Consider the following 25,049-nt stretch of genomic DNA (forward strand, 5'->3'; position numbering starts at 1 on the left):
TTTATGAATACTATTAGCAGACGCCAATTTCTGAAGAAAAGTGCTCAAGTGTCGTTGGGGCTGCTTGGAACCGCTAGTGCGACCGGCATTTATTCACACTGGGTTGAGCCCTACTGGCTTGAAGTTAAACATATAGATATAAAGCTTCCTCTACTCCCTCCAGCATTCGATAGATTTCGTATCGTTCATTTCAGTGATTTACACTTAGGCGTATATACGAAGTCCGAAGCCTTAACAGAGTTAGTGCAGCAAATTCAACATGTAAGTCCAGATCTGATCTGCTTCACAGGGGATCTGCTAGATCATTCTGTCGATTATATTTCTGAGGCTGTGGACATCTGTTCACAGTTGCGGGCACCGTTTGGACAATATGCTGTGTTAGGTAACCACGATGCTTTTTGCACTAGGAAAGCTGTGACGAAAGGGTTAACGCAATCTGGATTCCACGTACTTCATAATGAACATATTGTCTTAAAAAAAGATGCGGAGGCGCTTTATCTAGCTGGAGTGGATGATCCGTGGGTCGGCAAAGCAGATATTCATCAGGCGCTACGCCATATCCCTGATAAGGCATGTACTCTACTCCTTGCGCACGAGCCTGATTTTGCCGATGAATACAGTGATCTTCCCATAGATCTGCAATTGTCCGGCCATAGTCATGGAGGACAGGTGCGTCTCCCATTTGTAGGTGCCTTGTATACCCCGCCGCACGGCAGTAAATATTCAAGCGGATTATACCAGCTCCCAGATAGTCGACTCCAGGTCTACACCACACGCGGAATTGGAGTGACTCGTATGCCTATACGTTTTAATTGTCGTCCCGAGCTTACCGTAATTACTTTAAAGTCCTCATGATTGTGTCAAAAATTAATAAATGGTTAAAAAGTATATACCTTTTGCACGTCTATGCAACAACACTGTAACCGTGTTTGTAATCAAATCTATTTGGGGCCTAGGTATAATTGTAGGAGTGATAGATAACATCAAAAATCATAATGAACTACATAAGCCCATCATTGGAGAGGAGAAATTAAATCATGAACAAAACTATGAAATGGACGTCTGCTGTAATAGCTACTGGAGTATTATTTGGAGGTACTGGACTCATCGGAGGGAATTCTGTTCAAGCTGCAACTACCGGTACAAAAACAGTCAATCAAGCCGTTCAGCAGCCTTCTGTGGTGCTTAAATATAAAGGCCAAGTCTTAACGCAGCAAGGAAAAATCGTAGATGGAAAAATCGTAGATGGAAATACCATGATCCCTTTAACCGTATTGCGTGATGCCTTCGGCCTTGCTATTCAATACAATTCAACCACAAAGACTTACAGTGTAGGTAGTGACTCGGTGAAGCTGAACATGGAGGTCTCTGACTATGGCGTCAGTACCGATTTAAACGGATATTACATTTATAGCATGACCGGAAATCATGAAGTGAAGATGATCAATGACCGTTTATATGTTCCATTCAAACTGTTAAATGATTATTTAGGCGTTCAAGGCGTATATAATCCAGCTCAGAAATCACTTGAACTTAGCAAGAAGGTGATGAATGACATCAAGATCACCTCTGTTAACTTAGACAAGAGCAATAAGAATGCTAATATTAAAGTACAATATCCACAGATCAGCGGTCTGACGGATGAAGTACAAAACACGATTAATACCACCTTCAAAAAAGAGGCTGAACTATTCGTGTCAGAGGCTGAGAAAGAGTCTAGCCGTAGGGATGGCACGATAGAGAATAAATATGATTACTCTCAAAATTATGTTGTCACCTTTAACCGTGAAGGCGTGCTTAGTATTGTAGTTGATCAATATGGTTACAGCGGTGGAGCACACGGCGGTACCATGCGCGAGGGACATACCTTCTCGCTGAAGGATGGTAAGAAGATAGAGCTTAAAGACCTGCTAAAGGCAGAACCAAACTACAAACAAAAACTAGATAAAATGTTGAAGGAAAGCACCAAGGATATTGCTTTTCCGGAGTCAACTGGTGGACTCACAGATAAACCAGCCTTCTACGTCAGTGAAAGTGGCTTAGCTATCTTCTATCAACAATATGAAATCGCACCTTATGCAGCTGGAATTCCTACCTACACCTTTAATTTCAGCTCAATACTGCCTAAAGGCACCGATCCATTTGCTTCTTTCAAATAAACACTAACGCAAAACAAAAAGCGCTTCAGCCAATCGGCTAAGGCGCTTTTTGTTATCTATATTATTCTTCTAAACTGCCGGCAGGTCCAAAAAATTCAAAATGAATTCTGTCATCAGGTACCCGCCATTCCTTGAGCGCCTTATATATGACCTTCATAAATGGGGTCGGCCCACAGAAATAGAATTCAGAGTTCACATCTGCTATTTCTTGAAGCCAAGAAAGATCAATATAACCAGATCTATTGTACTTGTCGCCTTCTCCTGGAGATTCATAACATACATAGGACCGAAGAGAAGAATGAGATTGTGCTAAATCTGCCACCCTATCTTTCATAGCATGCAAACTTCCATTGATGGCTGCATGAATATAAGTTACCTCGCGTTCTGGCTGTGCAGCAATTATTGTCTCCAGCATACTTACCATTGGGGTTAAGCCCACACCCCCACTGATTAGAACCACCGGAGTGTCACTACGCTGATCCAGTACGAAATCGCCCGCTGGAGAGCCCACTTCTAATATAGAGCCCACTTGGACGAAATCATGCAGATAAGTGGATACGACGCCCGCAGGTCTATCTATCCCTTCACCTTCCCGTTTAACAGTGATACGGTAATACGCCTGTCCCGGAGCACTGGACAAACTGTAGTGGCGAATATGGGAATATTCTTCCCCCTCGGGCTGAATACGAACCGTGATGTACTGACCCGGGAAATAAGATGAGATCGCCCCTCCATCCTCAGGAGACAGGTAAAAGGAAGTAATAAGCTCACTTTCACTAACCTTCCGAGTGACGATAAAGTTTCTGAATCCACTCCAGCCCCCCGGAGCTTCCGCAGCTTCACGATACTTTTCTGCTTCCACACCAATGAAAGCATCTGAGATCACACCATAGGCTTTGGCCCATGCATCTATAATTTCCGGTGTTGCCGCATCGCCAAGTACTTGTCCAATCGCAGCTAACAAGGTCTCACCCACGATCGGATAATGCTCAGGTAATACACCCAGTGCTCGATGCTTCTCTGCAATCTGTTTTACCACCGGTAAGATATTCCCTAGTTGATCAATATTCATAGCCGCTGCTAGGACTGCGTTAGCAAGCGCTGTCTGCTGTCTGCCTTGCCGCTGATTGGCATGATTAAATATATTTAATAGCTCTGGATGGTTTTCAAATAACATGCCATAGAACGTCGTAGTAATGGTTGTTCCATGAACCTGTAATATAGGAACTGTTGATTTTATAATAGCAATCGTTTGTTGATCTAACATATGAATACCCTCTCTCCTGCAATTAGATAATACCTCTATAAAAAGCATATAGAAGCTGCAAATGAGCGAGTGTGCGCTGAATCACTTTAAAATTTAATAAAATGTGAATAAACAGAAAATGCAATGATATCCATCACATTCGAATGCCCAATCCAAAAAAAAAGCTGTCCAAGCAGCTCAGGTAGCTACCGGACAGCACTTTCACTCTTATTTTGCCAGCTCCACAAAGCCTTCTCCGAACACATCTCTTACATCGTGAATGGCAATAAAAGCCTCTTTATCAATCGATCTTACAATTTTCTTAAGCATGGTTACTTCCTGTTTGCTAATGACAATATAGAGAAGCTCTTTGGGTTCTTTAGTATAATACCCTCGGCCATAAATGACTGTGACCCCTCTATCCATGATTCCATTAACTTGTTCAGCAATTTTGTCCTGCTCCTTGGATACAATCGTAACGGCCTTCTTAGGATTCACTCCCTCAATAATGAAGTCCATCACCTTAGTCGCTACATAGAGCATCACAATCGTAAACATCAGACTTTGAACACCAATGATGAAATACGAAGCAAATACCACAACTAAATCGACTAGAAGAAGAGCGTAGCTAACGTTCCAATCCAAAAATTTATGCAGGATTCTGGCGATAATGGTTGACCCTGCGGTCGTTCCACCCACACGTATGATCATTCCGATACCCACACCAGACAAGATGCCTCCAAATATTGCATTGATGATCAACTCATCGCTGGCGATATGCCAATTCTTCGTAAGAATCAGGAATAACGAGTTAAAAAACACCGCAATAATCGTGTATACTGTCGTCGTTTTGTCCAGAAATTTATAACCCACAATCAATAATAAAGCATTAAGAATTAAGCTAACAATACCTGGTGACCACTGATACAAATAGTATGTAATCATAGTCAGTCCCGTTACCCCGCCTTCACCGAACTCGTTCGGAATCACAAACAAGTTAACGGCCAAGGAAAACAGCAATGCTCCTACAATGATGGAAAAAATATCCGAAATACGCTTTTTCATACCATGCCCCTTCTATCCTCTGTCTATATCTACCATCCACAAATACTAACACCGCTTCGATATAGTTGTAAACAATCCAGAAGAAACCAGCATTCTATATATGGCGTAACCGACTACCCCACCGCAAGTGTTTAAGATCAGATCATCCACGTCAAAGGTGCCGATATACAATACTAATTGTGTAACTTCAAAGCTCAGACTCAGCGCAAAAGAGAGCATGAAGACCTTTTGAAATAACCTTACTTTTTGCGACAACAGCATTGGAACAAAGACTCCAAACGGAATAAACGCCAGAAGATTGCCCACTAAATTAAGTGATGAAAAAGGATCTGAAAGTGACAGATGCTCTATCCCCCGCGAGATCTCTTTAAAGGGTACATAGTTGCCCTGTCGCTTAAAAATTCTGTCGGGATGCTCGAGCATACGCCCTGCCTGTTCCCAAAGTGATTGCAAGCTAAAAGGTGCGCCTTTAAATACGATAATTCGGATCAAAAAATACATATAGACAATAAATACGGCTGCCAGCAATAATGTCATAGTAGACTCGCTCTTAGGCTTCGTACTCATCAAAATGTAGTGACAATTACGCCATCCATATTATCGCCCGACGTTTTATATTGCCCTTCCTTTGGAATCTTAATACTTGTATATCCTGATACTGGATAATAGTTCACCGTATATGTTTTGCCGTCTACAACCGTTGAAATTTCACTATTTTCCTTCAAAAGATCTAAATATTGTTCCAGCACGATCCCCTTCTCCTGAATGATCGCACTGTGTGGCAAGCCTACATAACGGAAGTGCCAAGGTTCATATTTAATCCCCGTAATCTCCGTTTTGTCTTTCGGATAGCGTAGAATAAAGCCGTATTTCCACGCATTCTTTTCCAGCCATTTACCTTCAGGTGCTTTGCTCATTTCCGATTGAGACGATCCGATGTCCAGCGATAATCCTAAATTATGTTCGCTATATTGCGCTGGAAGAGCATAATCCGAACCTTTTTCCGCATACAATTGCTCTTGCTCCTCAAAGTCCCTGTACCCACTGCTAATTAAAAAATGATTCACGCCATCCTTCTCAGCGGCCTTGATCATCTTATTGAATTTATGTGCTACACTTTCAGACAACCGAATCGAGGTATCTAGTAATCCATAGCCCTGAACCAGATCCTTCTGATCAAATAAGGTCACAATATCAGACTTCACGCTGTCCTCATGTACCGGATATTGTTTGTTCACCAGCAATAAATCCCCTTGATATACCTGATCTTGCGTAACCACCTTTAAACTATCGCTATCTCTAATCGATCCCTTCTGGATCTTATCATTCTTATCAGCTAAATTACCCGTATCCGGTAAATAACGAGCGACTGCGTAACCAAGAAATAACACAACGATCACCAAAAAAACCCACTTTTTCATCCGTATTGTCCTCCCATTTCCTTAAGGCGTTTATGCTTGATAGGAATAGAATAACGAAGACACTTTAAAGAAAAAGCAGGACAAATATAAAGTTTTTCTTAAAATGTATAAGAGCTCAGTGGCCTTACCCAGTAAAGGTATATCCTACTCCCCAGATTGTCTTAATAAATTTGTTCTTATTGATGTCTTCACCAAGCTTTTTGCGCAAGGTACGGATATGCACCATGACCGTGTTGCCACTCTCATAATAAGCTTCTCCCCATACCTGTTGGAAGATACTCTCCGCGCTAAACACCTGCTTAGGATGGCTCGCCAATAAATGCAGAATATCAAACTCTTTCGGAGTTAGGTCTATTACCTCGCCGTAAAGAGTGACGGTATGTTCATCTGGTGAAATCGTCAACCCACCAACTTCAAGGATCGACTTAAGAACGGCTGCGGGCTGACTGAATTGTATAGAGCGCCGTAGTTGAGAATTAACGCGGGCGACTAACTCCATTGGATTGAACGGCTTGGTCATATAATCATCTGCGCCCATGACAAGTCCTGTGATCTTGTCCAGATCAGAAGTCTTCGCACTTAAAAAAATAATCGGCAGATGATGCTGCTCCCGAATGTGACGGGTTACCTCATAGCCATCCAGCCCTGGCATCATAATATCCAGAATCGCCAAATCTATCGTTTGTGACTCAATAGCTTGCACCGCTGCACGCCCATCGGATACTTTAATGATATGATACCCTTCTTTTTGCAAATGCAAAGCCACCAGATCCGCAATCTCCGCCTCATCATCCGCAATTAAAATCGTAATGCGCTTCATCTATATTTCACCCCTGTAGGTTTATGCTATATGATCTACATCCATTATACCCCAAACTTAAAAACCACTCCTAGGATGAAGTGGTTTTGCTGAAATCTATGATGAATAAATAGAACTGTTGTAATATTATTTATTTTTATGATAACTCTCTAGCAGAGCCTCTAATGAGATGCCATTAACTGTGACGCCTGAAAGATTGCAATCTTTTATCTCTACATTCGAAAGATCACACTCTACAAAAGATGTGCCATTAAGCTTGCATCGTTCAAACTTATTGCCTTTACCATACAAGTGAATATCATGAAAATAGGCTTCTCCTAATTCACTATTGCTAATCTCAATTTCCCACAATCCGACTTCATTAAACTTAACAAGATGCATATTGATATCGTTAAAAGTAGTACTGCTCATATTAATATTGTCAAACTTGGTACCCGCCATATTTACATTAGAAAAGTTCGTCTTAGGCATATCAATATCATCGAATTCACTTTGGCCCATGGCCACACGACGAAAGTTGGTTTCAGGCATTCTTTCATCCTGAAAAACTCTCTTTTTAAATTCATCCAGCAATTTGTTTTCACTTAGATTGTTATTCACTGTACTCAACATCTCCCTTTTTAAGATCGTTCTTGATCTGCGGAGTCTACTCTCGACAGCTTCAATAGATAAATCAAGGAAATCAGCGATCTCCCTAACCTTGTAGTTGTCGATATAGAATAGAATGGTGACTATACGGTTAGCTTCGGATAAGGTGTTTAATGCCTTCCACACATCTTGCTGGAGTTCTCTTCGGAGGAGCTGATCTTCAGTGGTCTCCAACTGAGAAACCTCGATTTGCTCCATGAATTCATATGCAGCTTTCTTCTTATTCGCCCTAAACCAATCCATACATTCCCGTGTAGTAACTGCATATAACCAACTGGCGAGTTTCTCTGGCTCCTTTAAGTTGGGTAAATAACGATAGGTCTTAACAAAAACCTCTTGTGTAATGTCTTGCGCGGTGTGGAAATCACCCAATTTACCGTAAGCTACTCCATATACTGCATTGGAATATTTGCCGATAAGCCCACTGAATGCATCCATATCCCCTTTACACACCTTATCTACCAGTTCTGCATCCGTACGAGTCACTATCTGCCTCCTTAACAATCAAGTTCATAACATAGACGGAAAAGGAGTTCAAAAACCGTCTTTATGTCTTTAAATAATCTTTTTAATGAAGAAAGGTCTAGTTAGAGTTCAGTACTACTGGCTTGCCGATACAGCTCACGACTCTTATAACCAGCCTGTAGAATCTTCTTCATTTCCTCTTTACGCTTAGCTCTTGTTGCCTCTTGTTTGGCACTATAGACATATCGAGCCCAGTCTTTGCGGTATCCCGGGGTAAGCGATTGATAGATGGCTAGAAGCTCCGGTGTATCTTTCAGATCTTCTTCCACATTTGGAATGAAAGAAATATAGTCATCCACAGATTGACTTTGGGTATTGGAAAGCTGACCTTTCCCCTTAGCGTCCTCTTTCAACCCCACAACTGTAAAGACATCATCCAAACCTACCATGCGTGCAAATTTAATATTGCTTGTTCCGATGTAGCCATTCTCATCACTGCCCAGACCCTCTAGTAAGTCGTCACGATGAATAAAGGTCGGATACACTTTGTTTCCCTTTTTAGGATACGCCACAAAGAGATAGCCATTCTTATGAAGATGCTGTTGCTCAATCACACGGTTCACTAGTGCCTGTAACGACGCCATGTCTAGTACAAAGGCAAATATAAGATCATACGCTCCATTTAGCGAAGTATCATAATCCGTCAATTCCGCTAAATAATCGGAGCCTTCTGGTTTACTCAATATCGCTACTTGGTTGTATTTTTGTAAGTTCAGCTTTTCTACGATGGTTTTAGTCACTATGCTTCATCCCCCAAATGTATTCGGATGCTTCTTCATCGTGATCATTATAGCCTAATCGCTACCCAATCTAAAACATTCTACGGGCCGTCACAAAACGCTTCTTCCATTTCTCACTCAGGGCTTCATAATGGACGCCTTGCTCCTTAGAATACGTATGCAATATCTGATTATTTCCCGCATACATGGCAACATGACCAATGTCGAGACCACGTGCACTAAAGAACAGTAGGTCTCCTTTACGCAGTTCGTTGATCCCAACTTCCTTCCCTTCTTTGGCTTGATTATAAGAGGCGCGAGGCAGATCCACCGACAACACGTTCTCAAATAAATGCCCTACGAAAGAAGAACAGTCAAAGGTAGACGTCTGGTTCGTTGCAGCACCGAATTCATAAGGGGTTCCCAGATACTTTTCTCCGTAAGCAAGCAACGCGCTTCCCTGCTTCTCAGCGAGCGACTCACTAGTATAATCGCTATATTTCGGTTTAGCAGATATGTACCCCGTCTTGTTGTCTTGCGTTCGCACTTCTAACCACAAAGCATCCACTTCTCTAACGATATGGACTTTATCGCCTACGGACAACATTTGCTGGACACCTGATTGATCCGATGAATTCGGCGAACTGCGCAGGTTAACCCCATAACGAATCGTTGTATCGTAATTCAGCGCTGAATAGATGCGGACGGTCCGAGTGTTAGCCTCCCACTTCACGGTGCTGCCTAGAGCCTCGCTGACAAAACGCAGCGGCATCATCGTATTACCACCGACAACCTGACCCGGAACGGTTAAGCTTAAGGCTTGTCCATTTTTGTTCGCGGTTAAATCTCCTATTTGATAAGTCAGCACCAGCGTTCCCTTAGTGGCCTTCACTGTTTTGGTACTGTTGTTCCATGAAATCTTTGCTCCCTGTTCTTCAAACAGCTTGCGCATGGGAATAAGCGTTGTACCGTTTATGAGCAAGGGCTGAACCTCTAATTCAAGCTGCCGATCATCCAGAAAAACGCCTGTAACCTGATTCTGAGGCATCACCGCCGCATGGGCTGGAGCTGTATAGAGTATAGATGTAAGTAGTACAAGTAGTGTGGCTTTCTTATGAATCCTCATGATGTCGTCACCTCGTTGATTAATATGTTCAATTGTTATTACTAAAAAAAGTGTAATTAGTTTTGTTACAATTATTGGGGTTGCTGTCTAACTACTGCTCAAACCATGTAAAAAGAGGACTGTGGTCACCTTTCGGTGCCACAGCCCTCTTTTTAATCCACTTCAAAAATAGAATCGATAATGATCGGAAGATTATCCCTTACAGAAACAGCGCCCAATACCGAACGAGCATGACTGCCCTTGTCTCCGAATACCTCCAGCATTAAATCCGAACAGCCATTGAGCACTTTATGATGTTCTTCGAATAAGGGATCTGCATTCACAAATCCTTGAATTTTGACCACTCTCTTCACTTTATCCAAGGAACCTAAAGCTGACTCAAGGACGGCAAGGATCTCTATACCAGCCTGACGTGCAAAATGATAGCCTTCTTCGGTGGTGAAGTCTTGTCCCAGCTTGCCTTTGGGATGCCCGGCGGGTCCTTTTCCCGATACAAAACATAATCCATTAACAATAACGTAGTTAGCATATTTTGCCGCCGGTTCACTAGCACTAGGTAGGACAATACCTAATTCCTCAAGTCTATCCGCTATGATTCGATCCGCCACTTCAGTTCCCTCCTCCAATCAGTACAACCTCAATAAATTGGTAAGATTATACTGATTAATCCAGAAAGGGTCAATCCTATTTTGCTTCGACCTCTGCTTCCCATCTCGATATCTCAGCTCGAACAATTGGCGCTACTTCAGTACCCAATAGCTCAATGGCTCTCATTACATCCTTATGAGGCATCGTACCTAGCGGTACATGCAGCATAAAGCGTGTAATTCCTACGTGTTTACGTAGGTGAATAATCTTCTCAGCAACAGTGTCTGGATCTCCTACATACAAGGCACCTTCAAATCTACGTGCCGCATCAAAGCTCGCACGACTATAATGACCCCAGCCACGCTCACGACCAATCACATTCATACTAGCCTGCGTAGAGGGGAAGAACATATCGGCCGCAAGCTGATTATCCTCTGCAATAAAGCCGTGCGAGTGTGAGGCAACCGGAAGCTTCGACACATCATGTCCTGCTTGGGCCGCCGCTTTCTTATAGAGCTTCACCAGTGGAGCAAATTGCAACGGACTTCCGCCAATAATCGCGAGCACAAGTGGTAGCCCGAGCAGGCCAGCACGAATCACAGATTCCGTATTGCCTCCACTGCCAATCCATACGGGCAAAGGATTCTGAACGGGGCGCGGATAAATCCCCAAATTATTAATGGCTGGTCGGTGATTTCCACTCCAGGTTACTTTTTCGGATGCCGTTATTTTTAACAACAGGTCCAGCTTCTCATCGAATAACTCATCGTAGTCATTTAAATCGTATCCAAAGAGCGGGAAAGATTCGATAAAAGAACCCCGGCCTGCCATGATTTCTGCCCGTCCATTTGAGATTCCATCAAGTGTTGCAAAATCCTGAAATACACGTACTGGATCAGCAGAGGACAGCACGGTTACCGCACTGGTCAGCCGAATTCGTGTCGTCTGTGAGGCAGCCGCAGCCAGCAAAACTGCTGGAGAAGATGCGGCATAATCCTTTCGATGATGCTCACCCACACCGAATATATCTAAGCCCACCTTATCTGCAAGAACAATCTCCTCTACTACCTCGCGCAATCGCTGTGCATGACTTATTAACTCCCCCGATTGAACATCCGGTGTTGTTTCTACGAACGTACTGATACCTATTTCCACTTACGATTCCCCCTTAACTATAATTTTCTCTTATAGTTGTTTGTTTGATTATAACATAAGTTAAGTTCAAGCATAGCTAGGCATTAATGCCTAGCTCCAGCTTGTCCAAAAACTCATTTTTAAAATTTGCAGAACATCACTGACAAATAGAGGATTTTGATGAAATATGTTGAAATGATCTAAAACAAGTAGCTCTCATGCATCTCATGCTTGATATAGGAGGGACATATGCTTCAAAGAAATAAACACAAAAATTCCATATCCAAACAAACCTTCAATCCTGTTCGGGGCTCCTTAAAAATCGCCGTAATATATTTTATTGTTGGGTGCTTATGGATCCCTTTAACAGATAAGGCCGTTTCCACTTTTACGCGAGATCCGGAGTGGATAAGACTTATTAATATAATTAAAGGCTGGTTCTTTATCCTCATAACAGCTTTACTTATCTTTGCATTAATTCTAGGTACTCTGAAACGGATTAAAAGGATCGAGAAGAAACTGGATCTTGCCTATAGGGATAGGGTGAGTGCCCACGAAAATCTAGAGGCCGCCTATGAGGAAATCACAGCTACGGAAGAAGAACTCAGACAGCAATATGATCAGCTCATTGAGAATCAAGAGAAGCTAGCCATGAATGAAGAAAGGATGCATTACCTGGCGTATCATGATCTATTAACCGGCTTGCCCAACAAATTAGCTTTTTATGAGAATGGGCCTCACATTTTGGAACTGAATAACATTGCAGCCTTAATGTTCATCGACATTGATTACTTCAAATATGTAAATGATACGATGGGCCATGAATTTGGTGACCGCCTAATTGTTAAGGTTAGTGAGAGATTGGTGTCCCTGGTTGGGAGTAGTGGGGAAGTGTATCGTTTCGCCGGGGATGAGTTCATCGTTCTTTTATATTCTATTGAGAACAGTCAGTGTATAACTAGTGTAGCCTCTCACATTATTGCCGGTTTTAAAGATGCGATTGAGATGGATGACAGTCTGCTACATGTTAGCCTAAGCATCGGAATCAGTGCTCACCCCGAACATGGAAGTAATATTATGGAACTCCTTAAATGCGCAGACATCGCTATGTATAAAGCCAAAGACGCTGGCAAGGGTCAAATTATTGTCTTTGATCAACCGCTCAATGATACCTTTACTGAGCGAATGAACATTGAGAAGCAGTTGTATAATGCTTTAGAGAAAAATGAGCTAGAGGTATTCTATCAACCCCAGATTGATCTGACTCAGAACAGAGTGACGGGACTAGAGGCTCTTATGCGCTGGAACAACCCCATACTAGGCATGGTCCCTCCGGATAAGTTTATCAAAATAGCAGAAGATTCCCACCTCATTATTCCTCTCGGGGCGTGGGTGCTCAGAACAGCCTGTGCCTTTTTAAAAAGTCTTCATGAGCAAGGATTATCACATCTGACGATGTCTGTTAATATTTCAATGCTGCAGCTACTGCAAAGCGACTTCAATGAGTTAGTTCTAGACACCTTGCAAGCCTCCGGACTAGATCCTGAATACTTAGAGCTAGAGATTACAGAGAGTGTTCTGGTTGAATCTTACGAATATGTGAGTAGTAAACTGACTGAACTCAGAGCTCACAACATCAAAATTGCCTTGGATGACTTTGGTACCGGTTATTCCTCCTTAAGCTATCTTACTCATATGCCGATCTCGACTTTAAAAATAGACAAGTCCTTCATTGATTCCATTCGAACAGGGACACATCAAGCCGTTCTTGTCGAACAAATTATTATGATTGGTAAACGCATGAATATGTGTGTTATTGCAGAAGGTGTGGAGCGAACTGTACAACTCGATTACCTGCAGGAGCAAGGCTGCGATAAAATTCAAGGTTACTTGTTCAGTAAGCCACAGTCCGCACAGAGCGTAAAAGAGCTGCTAACCGAGTGGGAGAAGGTTTCGAGCTTAAATGAATAAAGATGAACCTATTTTTTTATATAAGAAGGTGTTACCGAATTGAATGTCATGACATGGATTGACTTATCATTATTCTTCGTTCTTTTCGTTCTATTCATCTACATATTTGTTACTGTAACAATCACTAACTTACATAAGGTTTACTTGACTTTCCATTTCACGATGATGTTATGGCCCTTCTGTCAATTTGCTCTCAAAACTACAGCGGATCCCGATGTTCAATTGTTTTATGTGAAGCTAGCTTTTATTGACTCGATACTGTTAACGATTGGATGGCTTCTTTTTACGATATTTCTCACTGGAAAATCATATCTCCTCCGAAAAAAGAAAACGCTGATCCTATACATTGTCGCAGCATTGATCTTAATTGGAGTGATCGTCAATCCAAAGCAAAGCTTTGTACTGCCAATGCATGGTGGATATGTTGAAAGATCTTATGGTCCGCTTTTTTGGCTGTTTATTCTCTTCTTGATCTGCACTATTATTATTTCTCTGTATATCATCTATTCAGCGCTTATATCGAACGCCACACAGCGGATCAAAAAACAGGTTACTCATGTACTCAAAGGTGTGCTGGTGCTGACTGTATTTGTATTACTGGATGTCTTTCTTAATGTGGTACTGTTTAAATCTCAGCCGGTGATTCCGGGGATGACCTCTCTGGGGATACTAATCTCTGCCATCTTTTTCGTCATTGCCATCCATCGCGATAAAATATTTGATCTCGTAACCATCGCTCATCAGGATATCATTGACACACTCACACTAGGTATTCTTGTACTGGATGATAACGAGACTGTGGTAGAGATCAATCGATCGCTTTTGCCAAAAATCAACCTACAGATCGGTGATCGCTTCGACTTATCGGCGCTAACCCCCCTGGAGCAGACTGCCAGCGCTTTCCGATTGTTTCAACATACATATCTTAAACAGCCCATGGAGAGAAGCGAAGTTGAAGTATTCTACACCTCGCTCCAAGCGTACATCAATATTACAGCGGAACCCATTGTCGTAGGCGAGATCATGGTTGGACGGATTCTCACCTTTCAGGATAGAAGCGAGCTGCATCGCCTCATTGCTGAGACTAATCAGCAGAACGAGATCCTGCAAGAGCGTAATCTGGCATTAATTGAAATCCAGAATGAGCTTTCTCAGACCAACCAAAAACTCAAGCAGATGGCCATAACCGACAGCTTAACAGGTTGTTATAACCGTCATTACTTAACGCAGTACTTAGAACAAGAGATTATAGAAAATATGATATTGAAGCAGCCTTTTGCCATCATTCTACTGGATATCGACTTTTTCAAAACGGTGAATGACAATTACGGCCATTTAGTGGGCGATGTTGTAATTTGCAGCACGGTAGAGGTCATTAAGCAATCGCTAAGGGAGACGGATATTCTGGCACGCTATGGCGGGGAAGAGTTTATCGTCTATTTACCAAATACGAACCACACACAAGCAAACCTCTGGGCAGAGCATATCAAATTCATGATAGAGGCCAATAAAGTACATGTAGATGAGGTTGCTCATTCTGTATCCATCACTGTAAGCATGGGACTACTGTCCATTAATAATTTTGCAGAGCAGTATGCAGAAAGCCCGACCAATCAACTAAATGATTTATTCGAATCTGTGGACAAAGCTTTATATCAAGCCAAAAATGCAGGACGAAACCAAATTGTTGAAATCATAAGATGACACGCTTTTAAATATTACCTAAAAAAAAGAAAGAATCAGCTCTACTTCTATCGAAGGTAAGCTGATTCTTTCTTTTATATCTTTTTAACAAATTCGGATTTTAATTTCATAGCCCCAAACCCATCAATTTTGCAATCAATATCATGATCTCCGTCCACTAAACGGATGTTTTTGACTTTGGTACCTATCTTCAGAACAGATGAGCTTCCTTTTACCTTAAGGTCTTTGATTACAGTTACTGAGTCGCCGTCGTTTAATACATTACCATTGGCATCTTTGATAACCTTTTGATCTTCACTATTCTCAGACTCTGATTCTAATGTCCACTCGTGTGCACATTCCGGGCAGACTAGTAGACTTCCATCTTCATAAGTGTACTCAGAATTACATTTCGGGCAGTTCGGTAAATTAGACATTGTTTCATTTTCTCCAATCGTAGTTCAAATTCTAGCTGTCTTGCGGCTAATCTTTAAAAGTATATTTCATATTCATGAAGGAATCCACTATATCCAGATAGTAAGCTTGTTCCACGTTTCTTAAAAAACAAACCACTAAATATTATCTTGTATATATTTTCACAATTGTCTATGATAATAATGTAAAATTTTCATATAAATACATAGGAGAGTGAACAATGATTAGTCAAAGGAGTGTCGCATTTTCGATTATACTGTCATTAATTACATGTGGAATATACGGAATATTTTGGTTTATTGTTCTAACGAATGACGTTGGAAAGCTAAGTGGAGACTACACATTCACAGGAGGAAAGCATTTTCTTCTAACATTGATTACTTGCGGGATATGGAGCCTGGTTTGGGCCTACCAGATCGGTAAACATGTTGCAGAAGCTCAAAGACAACGCGGCTATCTCGTATCCGATAATTCAGCTCTGTACGTGATCCTCACAATCTTTAGTTTTGGTATTGTCACATACGCTTTGGTGCAATCTGATGTTAACAAATTGGTATAATTTTACGATTCATAGAAGGACACACCCTAAACTATTTTGGAGTGTGTCCTTAAGTCTCCTTGGCTTACTGTATTTCACTGTATGGATGCCTTTAACCAATCTAGGTATACCTTGTCTATTTCATGAATGGACTGGATTTTATTGTCCGGGATGTGGAGTCACAAGAGTTATTCTATCCTTGTTAAAGTTCGACTTCGTTCAGGCGTTTAGATTTAACCCGTTGCTATTTATTCTAGCGCCTCTGTATATGTTGTACTTAATTACTGAAAAGAAACGTATCCAACCACTTAGCTATGGAATTATGGCTGTGATGTTGATCCTAACCGTTACATTTGGAGTACTGAGAAATTTTCCAATGTTTGATTACTTGGCCCCTACAGTAATTCGTTAGCATCAACTATGGTTACATAATAGCTTGAAGGCGCACAATCGCTTGAGCCCGGTCAACCACCTCTAATTTGCTATAAAGATTACTAATATAGTTACGGGCTGTCCCCTCCGCAATATGCAGTGTATCGGCAATTTCGCGATTGTTAAGTCCCCGGATAATGAGCTGCGCCAGCTCCTCTTCCCGTTCTGTCAGACTCATACGATCTACATTGGATCTTTGCCAATGTTCGTACTCCTCCGTCAATCTATTCATCCTCGTCGCCAATTTGGCTGCTACCGGAGCTGGCAGAATAAATTGCCCGGATATCGTATCACGGATCGAAGAAATCATTTTATCAGCATCCATATCCTTCAGCATATAGCCGCTTGCTCCAAATGCCATACCCTCAACAATATAATCGGTCTCTATAAAAGTGGTTAAAATCAGAATGAATATATCCGGACGAATCTGCTTGATTCGTTTTAGTGCACTGATCCCATTCATGATCGGCATTTGAACATCAAGCAGTACCAGATCGGGTTGGAATGCTTCCACCATCTCGCAGGCCTCTTCCCCGTTCTTGGCAGCGCCAACCACTACCATATCATCCTCCAGATCCAGAATGGTACGAAGCCCTTCACGCGTCAACAATTGATCATCGGCAATTACAATCTTTATCTTACTCATTTTCTATTCCCAACCCTTCGCATTGGCAGATCGATTTCCAGTAGACAGCCCTCATTCATTTCTGAATCGATCGATAAGCTACCTCCCAGTTGCTCCACCCGTTCTTTCATCGTCCTGAGTCCAAAACCCATCACTATATGAGTATCTCCTGACCCACGATCTTTGAGCCTAAACTGTAAATTTGCTCCGACAGACTCCAGACTAAAATGAAACTCCGTACTCTTACCGTGTCTGATTCCATTCGTTAGGCCCTCCTGCAAAGCATGATAGATGGCCTTTTTATAGGCTGTTGACATGGCCTCCGGCAGATCATAAATAATGGCATGGACGACAACGCCCGCATTACGTTCAGTATCGCGTATCAGTTGCTTCAACATGACCGTGAGGTCCGAATACTTGTCCTCCTTCAGCATATGGACAGAGCCGCGGATTTCATTCAAGCTATGCCGAACAAGATCCTGTGCTTCAACCAGTCGCTGAAAACCACTATCTATATCTTTTTTCTGAAGCAGCCGCTTGCCAGCTTCAATCTGCAGAATCGTCGATGTAAGTGTATGCCCAACAATATCATGAATCTCTTGGGCAATACGATTGCGTTCTTCAAAGACGGTAGCTTCGGCCAAAGCCGCAGATGTTTCTCGCATCGAACGCTCCAGACTACGAGTTCTTTCTACAACTTGGTCCTCTAGATTTTTTTTAAGATATTGGATTCCCGAATACAGCTTGGCGTTAGCGATTGAGATTGCGCATTGTGAACCAAGCAGCTTGAGCACATCGAGCCTACTTGGCGTAAATACACCTGGGGATAGGTTATTCTCCAAATAGAGCAAGCAAACCAATTTATTCTGATTCATGATAGGAAGACAAAGTACCGATTTCAATCTATTCTTCCTAACGTAAACGTTACGCGTAAATATCCCCTCACTGAGCGCATCATGTAATACAACCTGCTCCTGTGTTCTTGCTGCATAGGCTATAATCGCTGCCGGAACAAGATCTGACTCTTCCCCGAGAGGAACAGATTCGATATGCTGAGCTTCTGAGGTACCACAAGCTTCAACCATCCATTTGCCATCATGATCAAAAATAACTGCCCCATATTCGGCCCCAGCATTGTGGAGCATGATCCGCATCAGCGTGGCCAATAATCGACTCATCTCCATCTCGCCCGATAAAGCTTGAGCAGACATAACTACAGAAAGGGAATCGACTCGATCGAGCCCGGGCTCCCGTTTAATATGCAGCAAATGACTATGCTGCTGCTCAATGTCAACCGCTTTAGCCTTTGCGCCCCATTGCAGATAAGCCTCGTAGGCCTCAGTCATATAGATTCTTGCTAGATGTAATTTGCCATGACGAAGTCCATATTTGCCGTAGCATTCCGCCGCCATCGCTAAATCGTGAATATGGCCATTGATACGAGCAGCCTCAATAGACTGCTCATACAAGGCTTCAGCTTGTCGTGGATCTCGCGATAGGCGAGTCAGCTCAGCCTTCATCAACAAATATTTATGCTCATAATTTTCCGGGCAACGCTTAGCAAACCTTTTCATTTTCTTCAGCCGACTGTGCATTTTTACCCGGTATACACGTTGCTCTTCAGCGTTATATTCCTCATACAACTGAGCCCAGACTAAACATTCATACACGGTCTGCATAGGACTGTCTAAGCCATCTTCACGTGATTTTATAATGGCAGCTGATTTCGCTAATGCCTCACTGGCTTCGCGGTACTCCCCAAATACATAACCTGTCAAATATCGGTGTATCCAGACCATTTCTTGTATAAAATTAAAGGTATCTCCATGAACCGACTGTGCAAAATCAGGTTCGCTAATCTCTGCGATGTTAAATGGATCATCTAGTGAGCGATAACCTGTCAATCGAACTAGAGTAGCTGCAGCTATGATAGCCTGCTTACAGTGAAGACTGTTGTTATGGCGCAGCAAATCACCGGAATGAGCAATTAACCGATCATAGATATCGCCTAACGGATGGCCAAATTGCAAAAGGGAGGCACAGTTGATTAGCACACTCTGGTTGCCTTTCCATAAGTCACCTGATTCCAGTCCCACTTTACCTGCTTTCTCGGTAAACATACGGAGCATAGTTGGATCATAATGCCGCCAGCTATCGTAGCACATTGCGAACGCAGCTAAGGTTGTCATATGCACTTTCGGATAGGGTTCCGATAAGCTGCACGCCAGCATGGCCCATTTAAATGTTTCTTCATCATTACGGAAGTAATAGTATTGAAACATTGCATAGCCTATGAATCCAATGGAAGCCTCCGGAGTCATCCCATAATCGAGCGTCAATTCAATCATGGTGAAGGAAGAAGCGAGCCACCCATCTCGGTTGACATAGAAGCAGGCATTGCTCGTATGATCTAAAGTGGTCATTGCGACTCTACGAGCCTCGTCGGTCATCGGCGGTAAAAGATTAAGCGATTCGAGTGAAACCTTCTGTAGTCTGCGCCGCAATCTTAACCATTGAAGCGTCAATTGAACATAGCTAGGATCAAATTGATGGCTCACTTTCAATAGCGATAATGTATGCCGACCTAAGGAGATAACCTCTTCATGATTATCATTACTTGCTTCCAATTGAACCTTCATCGCGTAGATATAAGCCTTATCCGTATTTGTCGCAGCTTTATGGATTAACAGATGAAATAATTCATTAGCCTTATCAAAATGTGAACATAAGTATTCAAGCTCGGCCCTCTCACGAAATACCCGGAAGGTTAGCCCATAATGCTCCTCCCAGCTCTGCTCCTCTAGTATCGCTGTTGCCTGAAGCATATATTGTAAGGCTGTCTCATGTGCAGTCGTTTGCTTCGCTTTTATCCCTGCCTGTAAGTTCAGCTCTACCAGTTGAAGCCTCTGTTCGGGGCGATCTATCCATGTAAGCGCCTGATTGAAATGATGGACCGCTTCAAATAGAATCGTTCCTTCACTAAGAGAGCTGCGGCCTAGCAATAGCATGCCAATCCTCCAATGTAGCTCTGGGCGCACCTCTTCGGGAACAAGAGCATAGGCCGCCCGATGAATGCGGTTGTGCTGGAATTTAAAATGCGTATATTCCTCCCCGTTAACAGGTTGTAGCACACGTCCATTTACAGCGACTTCCAACGCTTCGGTCAATGTCTCTACCGGAATCTCCGTAATTTCGGCAAGCGTACCCACATCAAATATGCTGCCCAGTAATGCAGCTCTACTAAGTGCATACACCGTCTGATCAGGAAATTGCTGTAACTTACTTGAAAGATAGGCTGCTGCATTATCAGGAACATTCAATTCAGTAATGCGCTGGAGGTCCCATTTCCAGCTTCGAAGATCCTCGTCAAATTCCACTCGCTGATCATCAATCAAATCCTGAAGGAATTGCTTAATAAATAGTGGATTCCCATCTGTCTTATGCAGAAGTACCCGCGCTAACTCGTCCAAGTCAGCAGCCTCGTAACGCATAACATCCAGTAGCAGTTGTTTTAAATCGGTGAGTTCAAGCGCTTGTAGAGATATTCTACTCATCACTACGTTGCGGTCTATCAAATGCTTTTCCAGCTTACTGAGTGGGTGCAGCCTCGTGATTTCCCGATCACGATAGGAAAGAACGATTAGCAGATGACTCGTGGCCGTGTCCTCTATAAGCGAAGTAAGATATTGCAGCGATGTTTCATCCGCCCATTGCAGATTGTCCAATATCAAGATCAAGGGATGATCTTCATGAGGAAAGAGTTGAATAAATCGGCTCATTATTAATTGAAATCGATGCTGAGCTTCCAGCGGCGGCAACGGAGGCACGGAAGGTTGGGGACCAATCAAGAGCTCAAGCTTAGGGACAAGTTCGATCAATAATTGCCCGTAACTGTCCACTGCCTGTAAAATACGCAGCTTCCAAACCTCCACCTGCAGCTTCGTTTCCATCAGCAGTTGACTGACCAATTCTTCTATAACTTGATGCCAGATGCCATAAGGGAGTGAGGTATGTAGAGATTCGAATTTGCCTCTGGCGAAAAAACCATCCAAACAAATCGAATTTCTAAGCGTTTCTTTTAGAAAGGTTGTTTTGCCGATACCACTCTCACCACTAAGCCAGACCGTCTTTACAGCACCTTGTGATGCTCGTTTCAGTGCTTCTCGTAAGCTTAGTTTCTCAAAATGTCTTCCGTAGAATCGTTCCGATACCATCCAGCGTTCCGGAATATCCCAGCTTCCTAATAGGAAGGGCTCGATGTATCCGTATTGTTGTAGGTGGGTTAGACATTCCTCAAGATCCGACTTGATTCCAAAGGCGCTGGCATATCTCGCATCAGGCATCTTCTCCATGCATTTAGCAACAATGTCAGAGACAGATAGAGGGATAGTGGGAAACCTGCGATGTAAAGGCTCAGGTGTATCTGCAAGATGACGATATACAATATCAACAACATCATGAAGCTCAAAGGGGCGACTGCCTGAAAAACATTCATACATAATGACTCCAAGCGAATAAAAGTCAGAACGATAGTCCGGGTTCAACCCAGTTCGACCCGTTTGCTCTGGCGATATATAAGGAAGCAAGGCATCCGGCCGCCCGCTTAAGGGTGACAATGGACTGGTATCATTTTCAGCGGAGCACATTCGTATATCAATAAATTTCACTTCAAAAGTAATTGGATTGACGATTAGATGAGCGGGGGTCAGTTCATTTAGTGTTATTTTTTCTCGATGAATTTGCATAAGACAATCAGCAACAGCGATGGCGATCCGAAGCAGCACTGGAAGCTCCAGTGAATCAGGTGTACGCAGTATCTGATCCAGCGTACTCCCCTCTATATCTTTTAGGAGAAGGACTGGCCGATCCGGTGTGATTTCCAGGCTATATGCCTCGATTGCTCCACGACCACTAAGTCGCTTAAGCATGTCATACTCATGACGAAAAGCATCAACCATAGTAGATCCTGGGTACTCACCTGTAGTTGTCTTGGCGATAACCCTAAGACCATCTTCTTGACGTAGGAGTCTGTACAGCCTGATATCTGAGGTAGTCTCTATCAGATCTAAAGTTTGGTATCCTTGCAACTCAAACATAAACAGCACTCCCTAGTTACAATTAGGTAGACAGAATAAGCAATCTCGCAAAGCAATTATACTCATTATATCATCTGATCTCGCCATAGAATCCTATGTTGTAATTAACTTTGTCATCTATTTTGTCATATGACATCTATAAAATTCCATTGTGATAATATAGGAAAAAATACTCAATCATCCCCACATAAGGAGGATTCAAATTGCATCTTTCCTACATAGACTACCCTATGCTTGAGCACCTGTCCGATGAAGAATTACAGCAGTTAGCTCCAGAAATGCAAGAAGAGCATTATGAACCCGGCAAGCTTATCATGCAAAAGGGCGAGGTCAGCCAGCGGGTTTATATTTTGGTATCCGGTCAGGTACAAGTATTTATTAGTACGGAAATAAAGGTAGAATTGGCTATACTCACGAAAGGCCAGTTCTTCGGGGAAATGTCCTGTCTTACCGGAGACCCCATCAGTGCACATGTAGAAGCGATCGATAACGTTCATGTAATATCCGTATCCAGAAGTGGCATGCTGCTGTTAATGGACAAAAATCGCGAGTTCCGCAGCCAGATCATCGAATCCATGATCAAGAGAATCCAAAATTCCAACGAACGTGTACTGGAGGAGCATTCGAAAAGTCAGATCATCATGAAGCTTCATGAATCCGAGGAACAAGAGCGCTATGGTGAACTGATCGGAGAAAGTGCCGAAATGCGCACACTTCTCAGATCGATTGAACATCTGTCGACGGAGCGGGTCCATGTTGTCGTGATAGGTGAATCCGGTACAGGGAAGGTAAATGTAGCAAGAGCACTTCATTACCGAGCAACGAACGGTCAATACCCACTACTGGTGTTAAATGTAGCAGACATGAGCCTTGTTGATTGGGAGACCAAGGTTATTGCGGCAAAAGGAGGAACCATTGTCATCGAGGAAGCAGAATCCTGTCCTTCTGAGAAGCTACTACAGCTGCTGGAGGCAGCTGCACAGATTCGAATCATCCTGACTAGCACTTGTCCCTTGAAGATTGTTTCCCACTTAGCGGTCTTGCCTGTGCCTCCTCTTCGTGAGCGAACTGAAGATATACCGCTGCTTGCGCAATACTTTCTAGAAAAAGAAGGAGCGGGCAATGCGCAAGAAATCCTCTCTCAAGATGCCCTGAGCATGCTGTCCCTGTTCCCTTACCTAGACAATAATGTAGAGGAATTACGAAATATCGTGAGAGAAGCCTATATTCGTAGCGAAGGACGTATGATCTACAGTCACCATCTCCGCTTCGGCCGAGTCCGTAAAGTAGGAGACCGCCCAGTTATTGGTCTGGCGTTAGGAAGCGGCGCAGCTAGAGGCATGGCTCACCTTGGGGTGTTAAACATTCTGGAGCAGGAGGGCATTCCCATAGACATGATCGCAGGAACAAGCGTTGGATCTATGGTCGGAGGAGCCTATGCAGCCGGAATGTCCGTAAAAGAATGTATGAAGGTTCTTTCTACGATCAGTTGGGGACAACTGGTGCGTCCAACCTTCCCTATGCGGTCCCTTGTTCATAACGCGCCCATTATCAGCTTTATCGAAAAGCATGTCGGTAAGCGTCTAATTGAGGATCTGCCTATACCCTTTGGCGCGATAGCTTCAGACGTCTCCACCGGTGAGGCTCATATCATGAGGACGGGTTCGCTTGCACATACCATTGCCGCAAGTACAGCCGTTCCCGTAGCCATGCGACCTGTCAACTATCAAGGAAAGCACTTAGCCGATGGAGCCATTGTTCATCCTGTGCCAGCTGCGCTAGTAAGGAGCATGGGAGCTGATATTGTAATAGCAGTTAACGTTTGCCCTGAATCCTTCACGAAGGGAGCAGCCAGACATCTAATAGATTCCTTAATGAATACGATTGACATCATGAGCGCAAAGCTGATAAAGGAAGAGCTGCAATTAGCGGATGTAATCTTGCGTCCCGATCTTGGCTTCAATCAAATCAGCTTTAAGGATGCGGACGACTACATAGCCGCCGGAGAAGTGGTAACAAGAGAAGCGATTGCCCAAATCCGCCAAAAAATAGCCGCTTCCTAAATACATTGCATACAAAAAAGAAAAATTCAGGAGGTGTCCCAAGAGCTATGAACTGCTACTGAGACACCTCCTCGTATTTAATGCTAATGTTATATTTTTACTCATAACACATTTCATATTTCGTTAGCCCTATCGCGTTTGCGTACAATGCTGCCTGTGTCCGATCATTAACCCGCAGCTTCGCTAAAATCTGGCTGACATGCTTCTTCACCGTAAATTCACTGATATATAGACGTGTAGCAATCGTTCTGTTGCAAGCACCTTGTCCAAGTTCAATCAGTACTTCCTTCTCTTTCGGTGTTAATTCATCCGTCGGACTGCTGCCGCTAATACGCATCTTTTCTTCCATTAGACCAGGATCATAGTACTTTCTCCCTTTATGCACCAAATGGATAGCAAAGAGTAACTCCTCCGGCAGTGCCTCTTTTAGGACATATCCATCTACTAGTACTTCTTCAGCCCTCAAAAAATCCTCCCTGCTCGCAGAGGAAGTCAACAGAATGAACTTACTAACCATGCCGCGAGCACGTGCTGTCTTAATGATATCCAAGCCCGATTCATTAACAAGCTTAAGATCAATGAGAACAATATCTGGATTTGTCGCTTCAATCACATCAAATGCTTCTTGACCATTCGTAGCTTCACCAGCGAATTGCACACCTGGCTGCATTGAAATGACAGATGCCAGCCCTCTTCTAACTAAAGGATGATCATCCACAATAACGATTTTCATAGAAAAGCCTCCCTCTAAATCT

21 protein-coding genes are annotated in these 25,049 nt (G+C 43.0%); 7 read left to right on the forward strand and 14 right to left on the reverse strand.

Annotated features, from left to right (window positions below; all coding sequences use genetic code 11):
- Positions 1–3 precede the first annotated feature (3 nt).
- Positions 4–855 (forward strand): metallophosphoesterase, encoded by an 852-nt coding sequence (locus MKY19_RS29420; protein ID WP_339799388.1) that lies wholly within the window; start codon positions 4–6, stop codon positions 853–855.
- 182 nt (positions 856–1,037) lie between these two features.
- On the forward strand, positions 1,038–2,159 hold the full coding sequence (locus MKY19_RS29425; protein WP_339799390.1) for a DUF4163 domain-containing protein: 1,122 nt from the start codon (positions 1,038–1,040) through the stop codon (positions 2,157–2,159).
- Positions 2,160–2,220: 61 nt separating this feature from the next.
- Here MKY19_RS29425 and hmpA read toward each other — a convergent pair whose 3' ends face one another.
- The 10 genes from hmpA to MKY19_RS29475 all read right to left on the reverse strand — a co-directional run bounded on the left by hmpA (position 2,221) and on the right by MKY19_RS29475 (position 11,472).
- The gene (gene hmpA / locus MKY19_RS29430; protein ID WP_339799392.1) at positions 2,221–3,426 is read right to left on the reverse strand and encodes an NO-inducible flavohemoprotein; all 1,206 of its coding nucleotides are present in this window, start codon (positions 3,424–3,426) and stop codon (positions 2,221–2,223) included.
- 207 nt (positions 3,427–3,633) lie between these two features.
- Positions 3,634–4,470: a YitT family protein gene (locus MKY19_RS29435; RefSeq protein WP_339799394.1), complete on the reverse strand. Its 837-nt coding sequence runs from the start codon at positions 4,468–4,470 to the stop codon at positions 3,634–3,636.
- 45 nt (positions 4,471–4,515) lie between these two features.
- Entirely contained in the window at positions 4,516–5,037 is a 522-nt protein-coding gene (locus MKY19_RS29440) for a VanZ family protein (RefSeq protein WP_042192839.1), read from the reverse strand.
- Positions 5,037–5,891: a M15 family metallopeptidase gene (locus tag MKY19_RS29445; protein WP_339799396.1), complete on the reverse strand. Its 855-nt coding sequence runs from the start codon at positions 5,889–5,891 to the stop codon at positions 5,037–5,039. Before MKY19_RS29445 ends, MKY19_RS29440 begins: the two co-directional genes overlap by 1 nt.
- Positions 5,892–6,015: 124 nt before the next feature.
- Complete coding sequence (locus MKY19_RS29450) at positions 6,016–6,711, reverse strand: response regulator transcription factor (protein ID WP_339799398.1); 696 nt, start codon at positions 6,709–6,711, stop codon at positions 6,016–6,018.
- A gap of 126 nt (positions 6,712–6,837) precedes the next feature.
- Positions 6,838–7,845 (reverse strand): sigma-70 family RNA polymerase sigma factor, encoded by a 1,008-nt coding sequence (locus tag MKY19_RS29455; RefSeq protein ID WP_339799400.1) that lies wholly within the window; start codon positions 7,843–7,845, stop codon positions 6,838–6,840.
- A 101-nt stretch (positions 7,846–7,946) separates the two neighbouring features.
- The gene (locus MKY19_RS29460) at positions 7,947–8,627 is read right to left on the reverse strand and encodes a YdeI/OmpD-associated family protein (protein ID WP_339804562.1); all 681 of its coding nucleotides are present in this window, start codon (positions 8,625–8,627) and stop codon (positions 7,947–7,949) included.
- Between the two features lie 67 nt (positions 8,628–8,694).
- Entirely contained in the window at positions 8,695–9,729 is a 1,035-nt protein-coding gene (locus MKY19_RS29465; RefSeq protein ID WP_339267854.1) for a stalk domain-containing protein, read from the reverse strand.
- 152 nt (positions 9,730–9,881) lie between these two features.
- Positions 9,882–10,337 (reverse strand): RidA family protein, encoded by a 456-nt coding sequence (locus MKY19_RS29470; protein ID WP_339267857.1) that lies wholly within the window; start codon positions 10,335–10,337, stop codon positions 9,882–9,884.
- A 76-nt stretch (positions 10,338–10,413) separates the two neighbouring features.
- Entirely contained in the window at positions 10,414–11,472 is a 1,059-nt protein-coding gene (locus tag MKY19_RS29475) for an LLM class flavin-dependent oxidoreductase (RefSeq protein ID WP_042192850.1), read from the reverse strand.
- A 522-nt stretch (positions 11,473–11,994) separates the two neighbouring features.
- Here MKY19_RS29475 and MKY19_RS29480 point away from each other — a divergent pair.
- The gene (locus MKY19_RS29480; RefSeq protein WP_339267860.1) at positions 11,995–13,422 is read left to right on the forward strand and encodes a bifunctional diguanylate cyclase/phosphodiesterase; all 1,428 of its coding nucleotides are present in this window, start codon (positions 11,995–11,997) and stop codon (positions 13,420–13,422) included.
- Between the two features lie 48 nt (positions 13,423–13,470).
- Positions 13,471–15,126, forward strand: coding sequence for a diguanylate cyclase (locus tag MKY19_RS29485; RefSeq protein WP_149645573.1), 1,656 nt, complete (start codon positions 13,471–13,473; stop codon positions 15,124–15,126).
- A 74-nt stretch (positions 15,127–15,200) separates the two neighbouring features.
- Here MKY19_RS29485 and MKY19_RS29490 read toward each other — a convergent pair whose 3' ends face one another.
- Positions 15,201–15,542 (reverse strand): zinc ribbon domain-containing protein YjdM, encoded by a 342-nt coding sequence (locus MKY19_RS29490; RefSeq protein WP_042131582.1) that lies wholly within the window; start codon positions 15,540–15,542, stop codon positions 15,201–15,203.
- Positions 15,543–15,760: 218 nt separating this feature from the next.
- On the opposite strand from MKY19_RS29490, the gene MKY19_RS29495 reads away from it, so the two are divergent.
- Positions 15,761–16,099: a DUF4234 domain-containing protein gene (locus MKY19_RS29495; protein WP_052404459.1), complete on the forward strand. Its 339-nt coding sequence runs from the start codon at positions 15,761–15,763 to the stop codon at positions 16,097–16,099.
- Between the two features lie 85 nt (positions 16,100–16,184).
- On the forward strand, positions 16,185–16,490 hold the full coding sequence (locus MKY19_RS29500) for a DUF2752 domain-containing protein (RefSeq protein WP_339804567.1): 306 nt from the start codon (positions 16,185–16,187) through the stop codon (positions 16,488–16,490).
- A 12-nt stretch (positions 16,491–16,502) separates the two neighbouring features.
- Here the strand turns inward: MKY19_RS29500 and MKY19_RS29505 are convergent, their stop codons facing one another.
- Together MKY19_RS29505 and MKY19_RS29510 are read right to left on the reverse strand one after the other, a co-directional pair.
- Positions 16,503–17,156: a response regulator transcription factor gene (locus MKY19_RS29505; protein ID WP_339799404.1), complete on the reverse strand. Its 654-nt coding sequence runs from the start codon at positions 17,154–17,156 to the stop codon at positions 16,503–16,505.
- Positions 17,153–22,231 (reverse strand): AAA family ATPase, encoded by a 5,079-nt coding sequence (locus tag MKY19_RS29510; protein ID WP_339799406.1) that lies wholly within the window; start codon positions 22,229–22,231, stop codon positions 17,153–17,155. Before MKY19_RS29510 ends, MKY19_RS29505 begins: the two co-directional genes overlap by 4 nt.
- Positions 22,232–22,461: 230 nt before the next feature.
- On the opposite strand from MKY19_RS29510, the gene MKY19_RS29515 reads away from it, so the two are divergent.
- Positions 22,462–24,294, forward strand: coding sequence for a patatin-like phospholipase family protein (locus MKY19_RS29515; RefSeq protein WP_339799408.1), 1,833 nt, complete (start codon positions 22,462–22,464; stop codon positions 24,292–24,294).
- Between the two features lie 97 nt (positions 24,295–24,391).
- Here MKY19_RS29515 and MKY19_RS29520 read toward each other — a convergent pair whose 3' ends face one another.
- Positions 24,392–25,027 carry a response regulator transcription factor gene (locus MKY19_RS29520; RefSeq protein WP_339267869.1) on the reverse strand — a complete coding sequence of 212 codons (636 nt, stop codon included), beginning with the start codon at positions 25,025–25,027 and terminating at the stop codon, positions 24,392–24,394.
- Positions 25,028–25,049: the final 22 nt, after the last annotated feature.

The organism is Paenibacillus sp. FSL R5-0744 (assembly GCF_037972555.1).
Taxonomy (GTDB): Bacteria; Bacillota; Bacilli; order Paenibacillales; family Paenibacillaceae; genus Paenibacillus_AQ.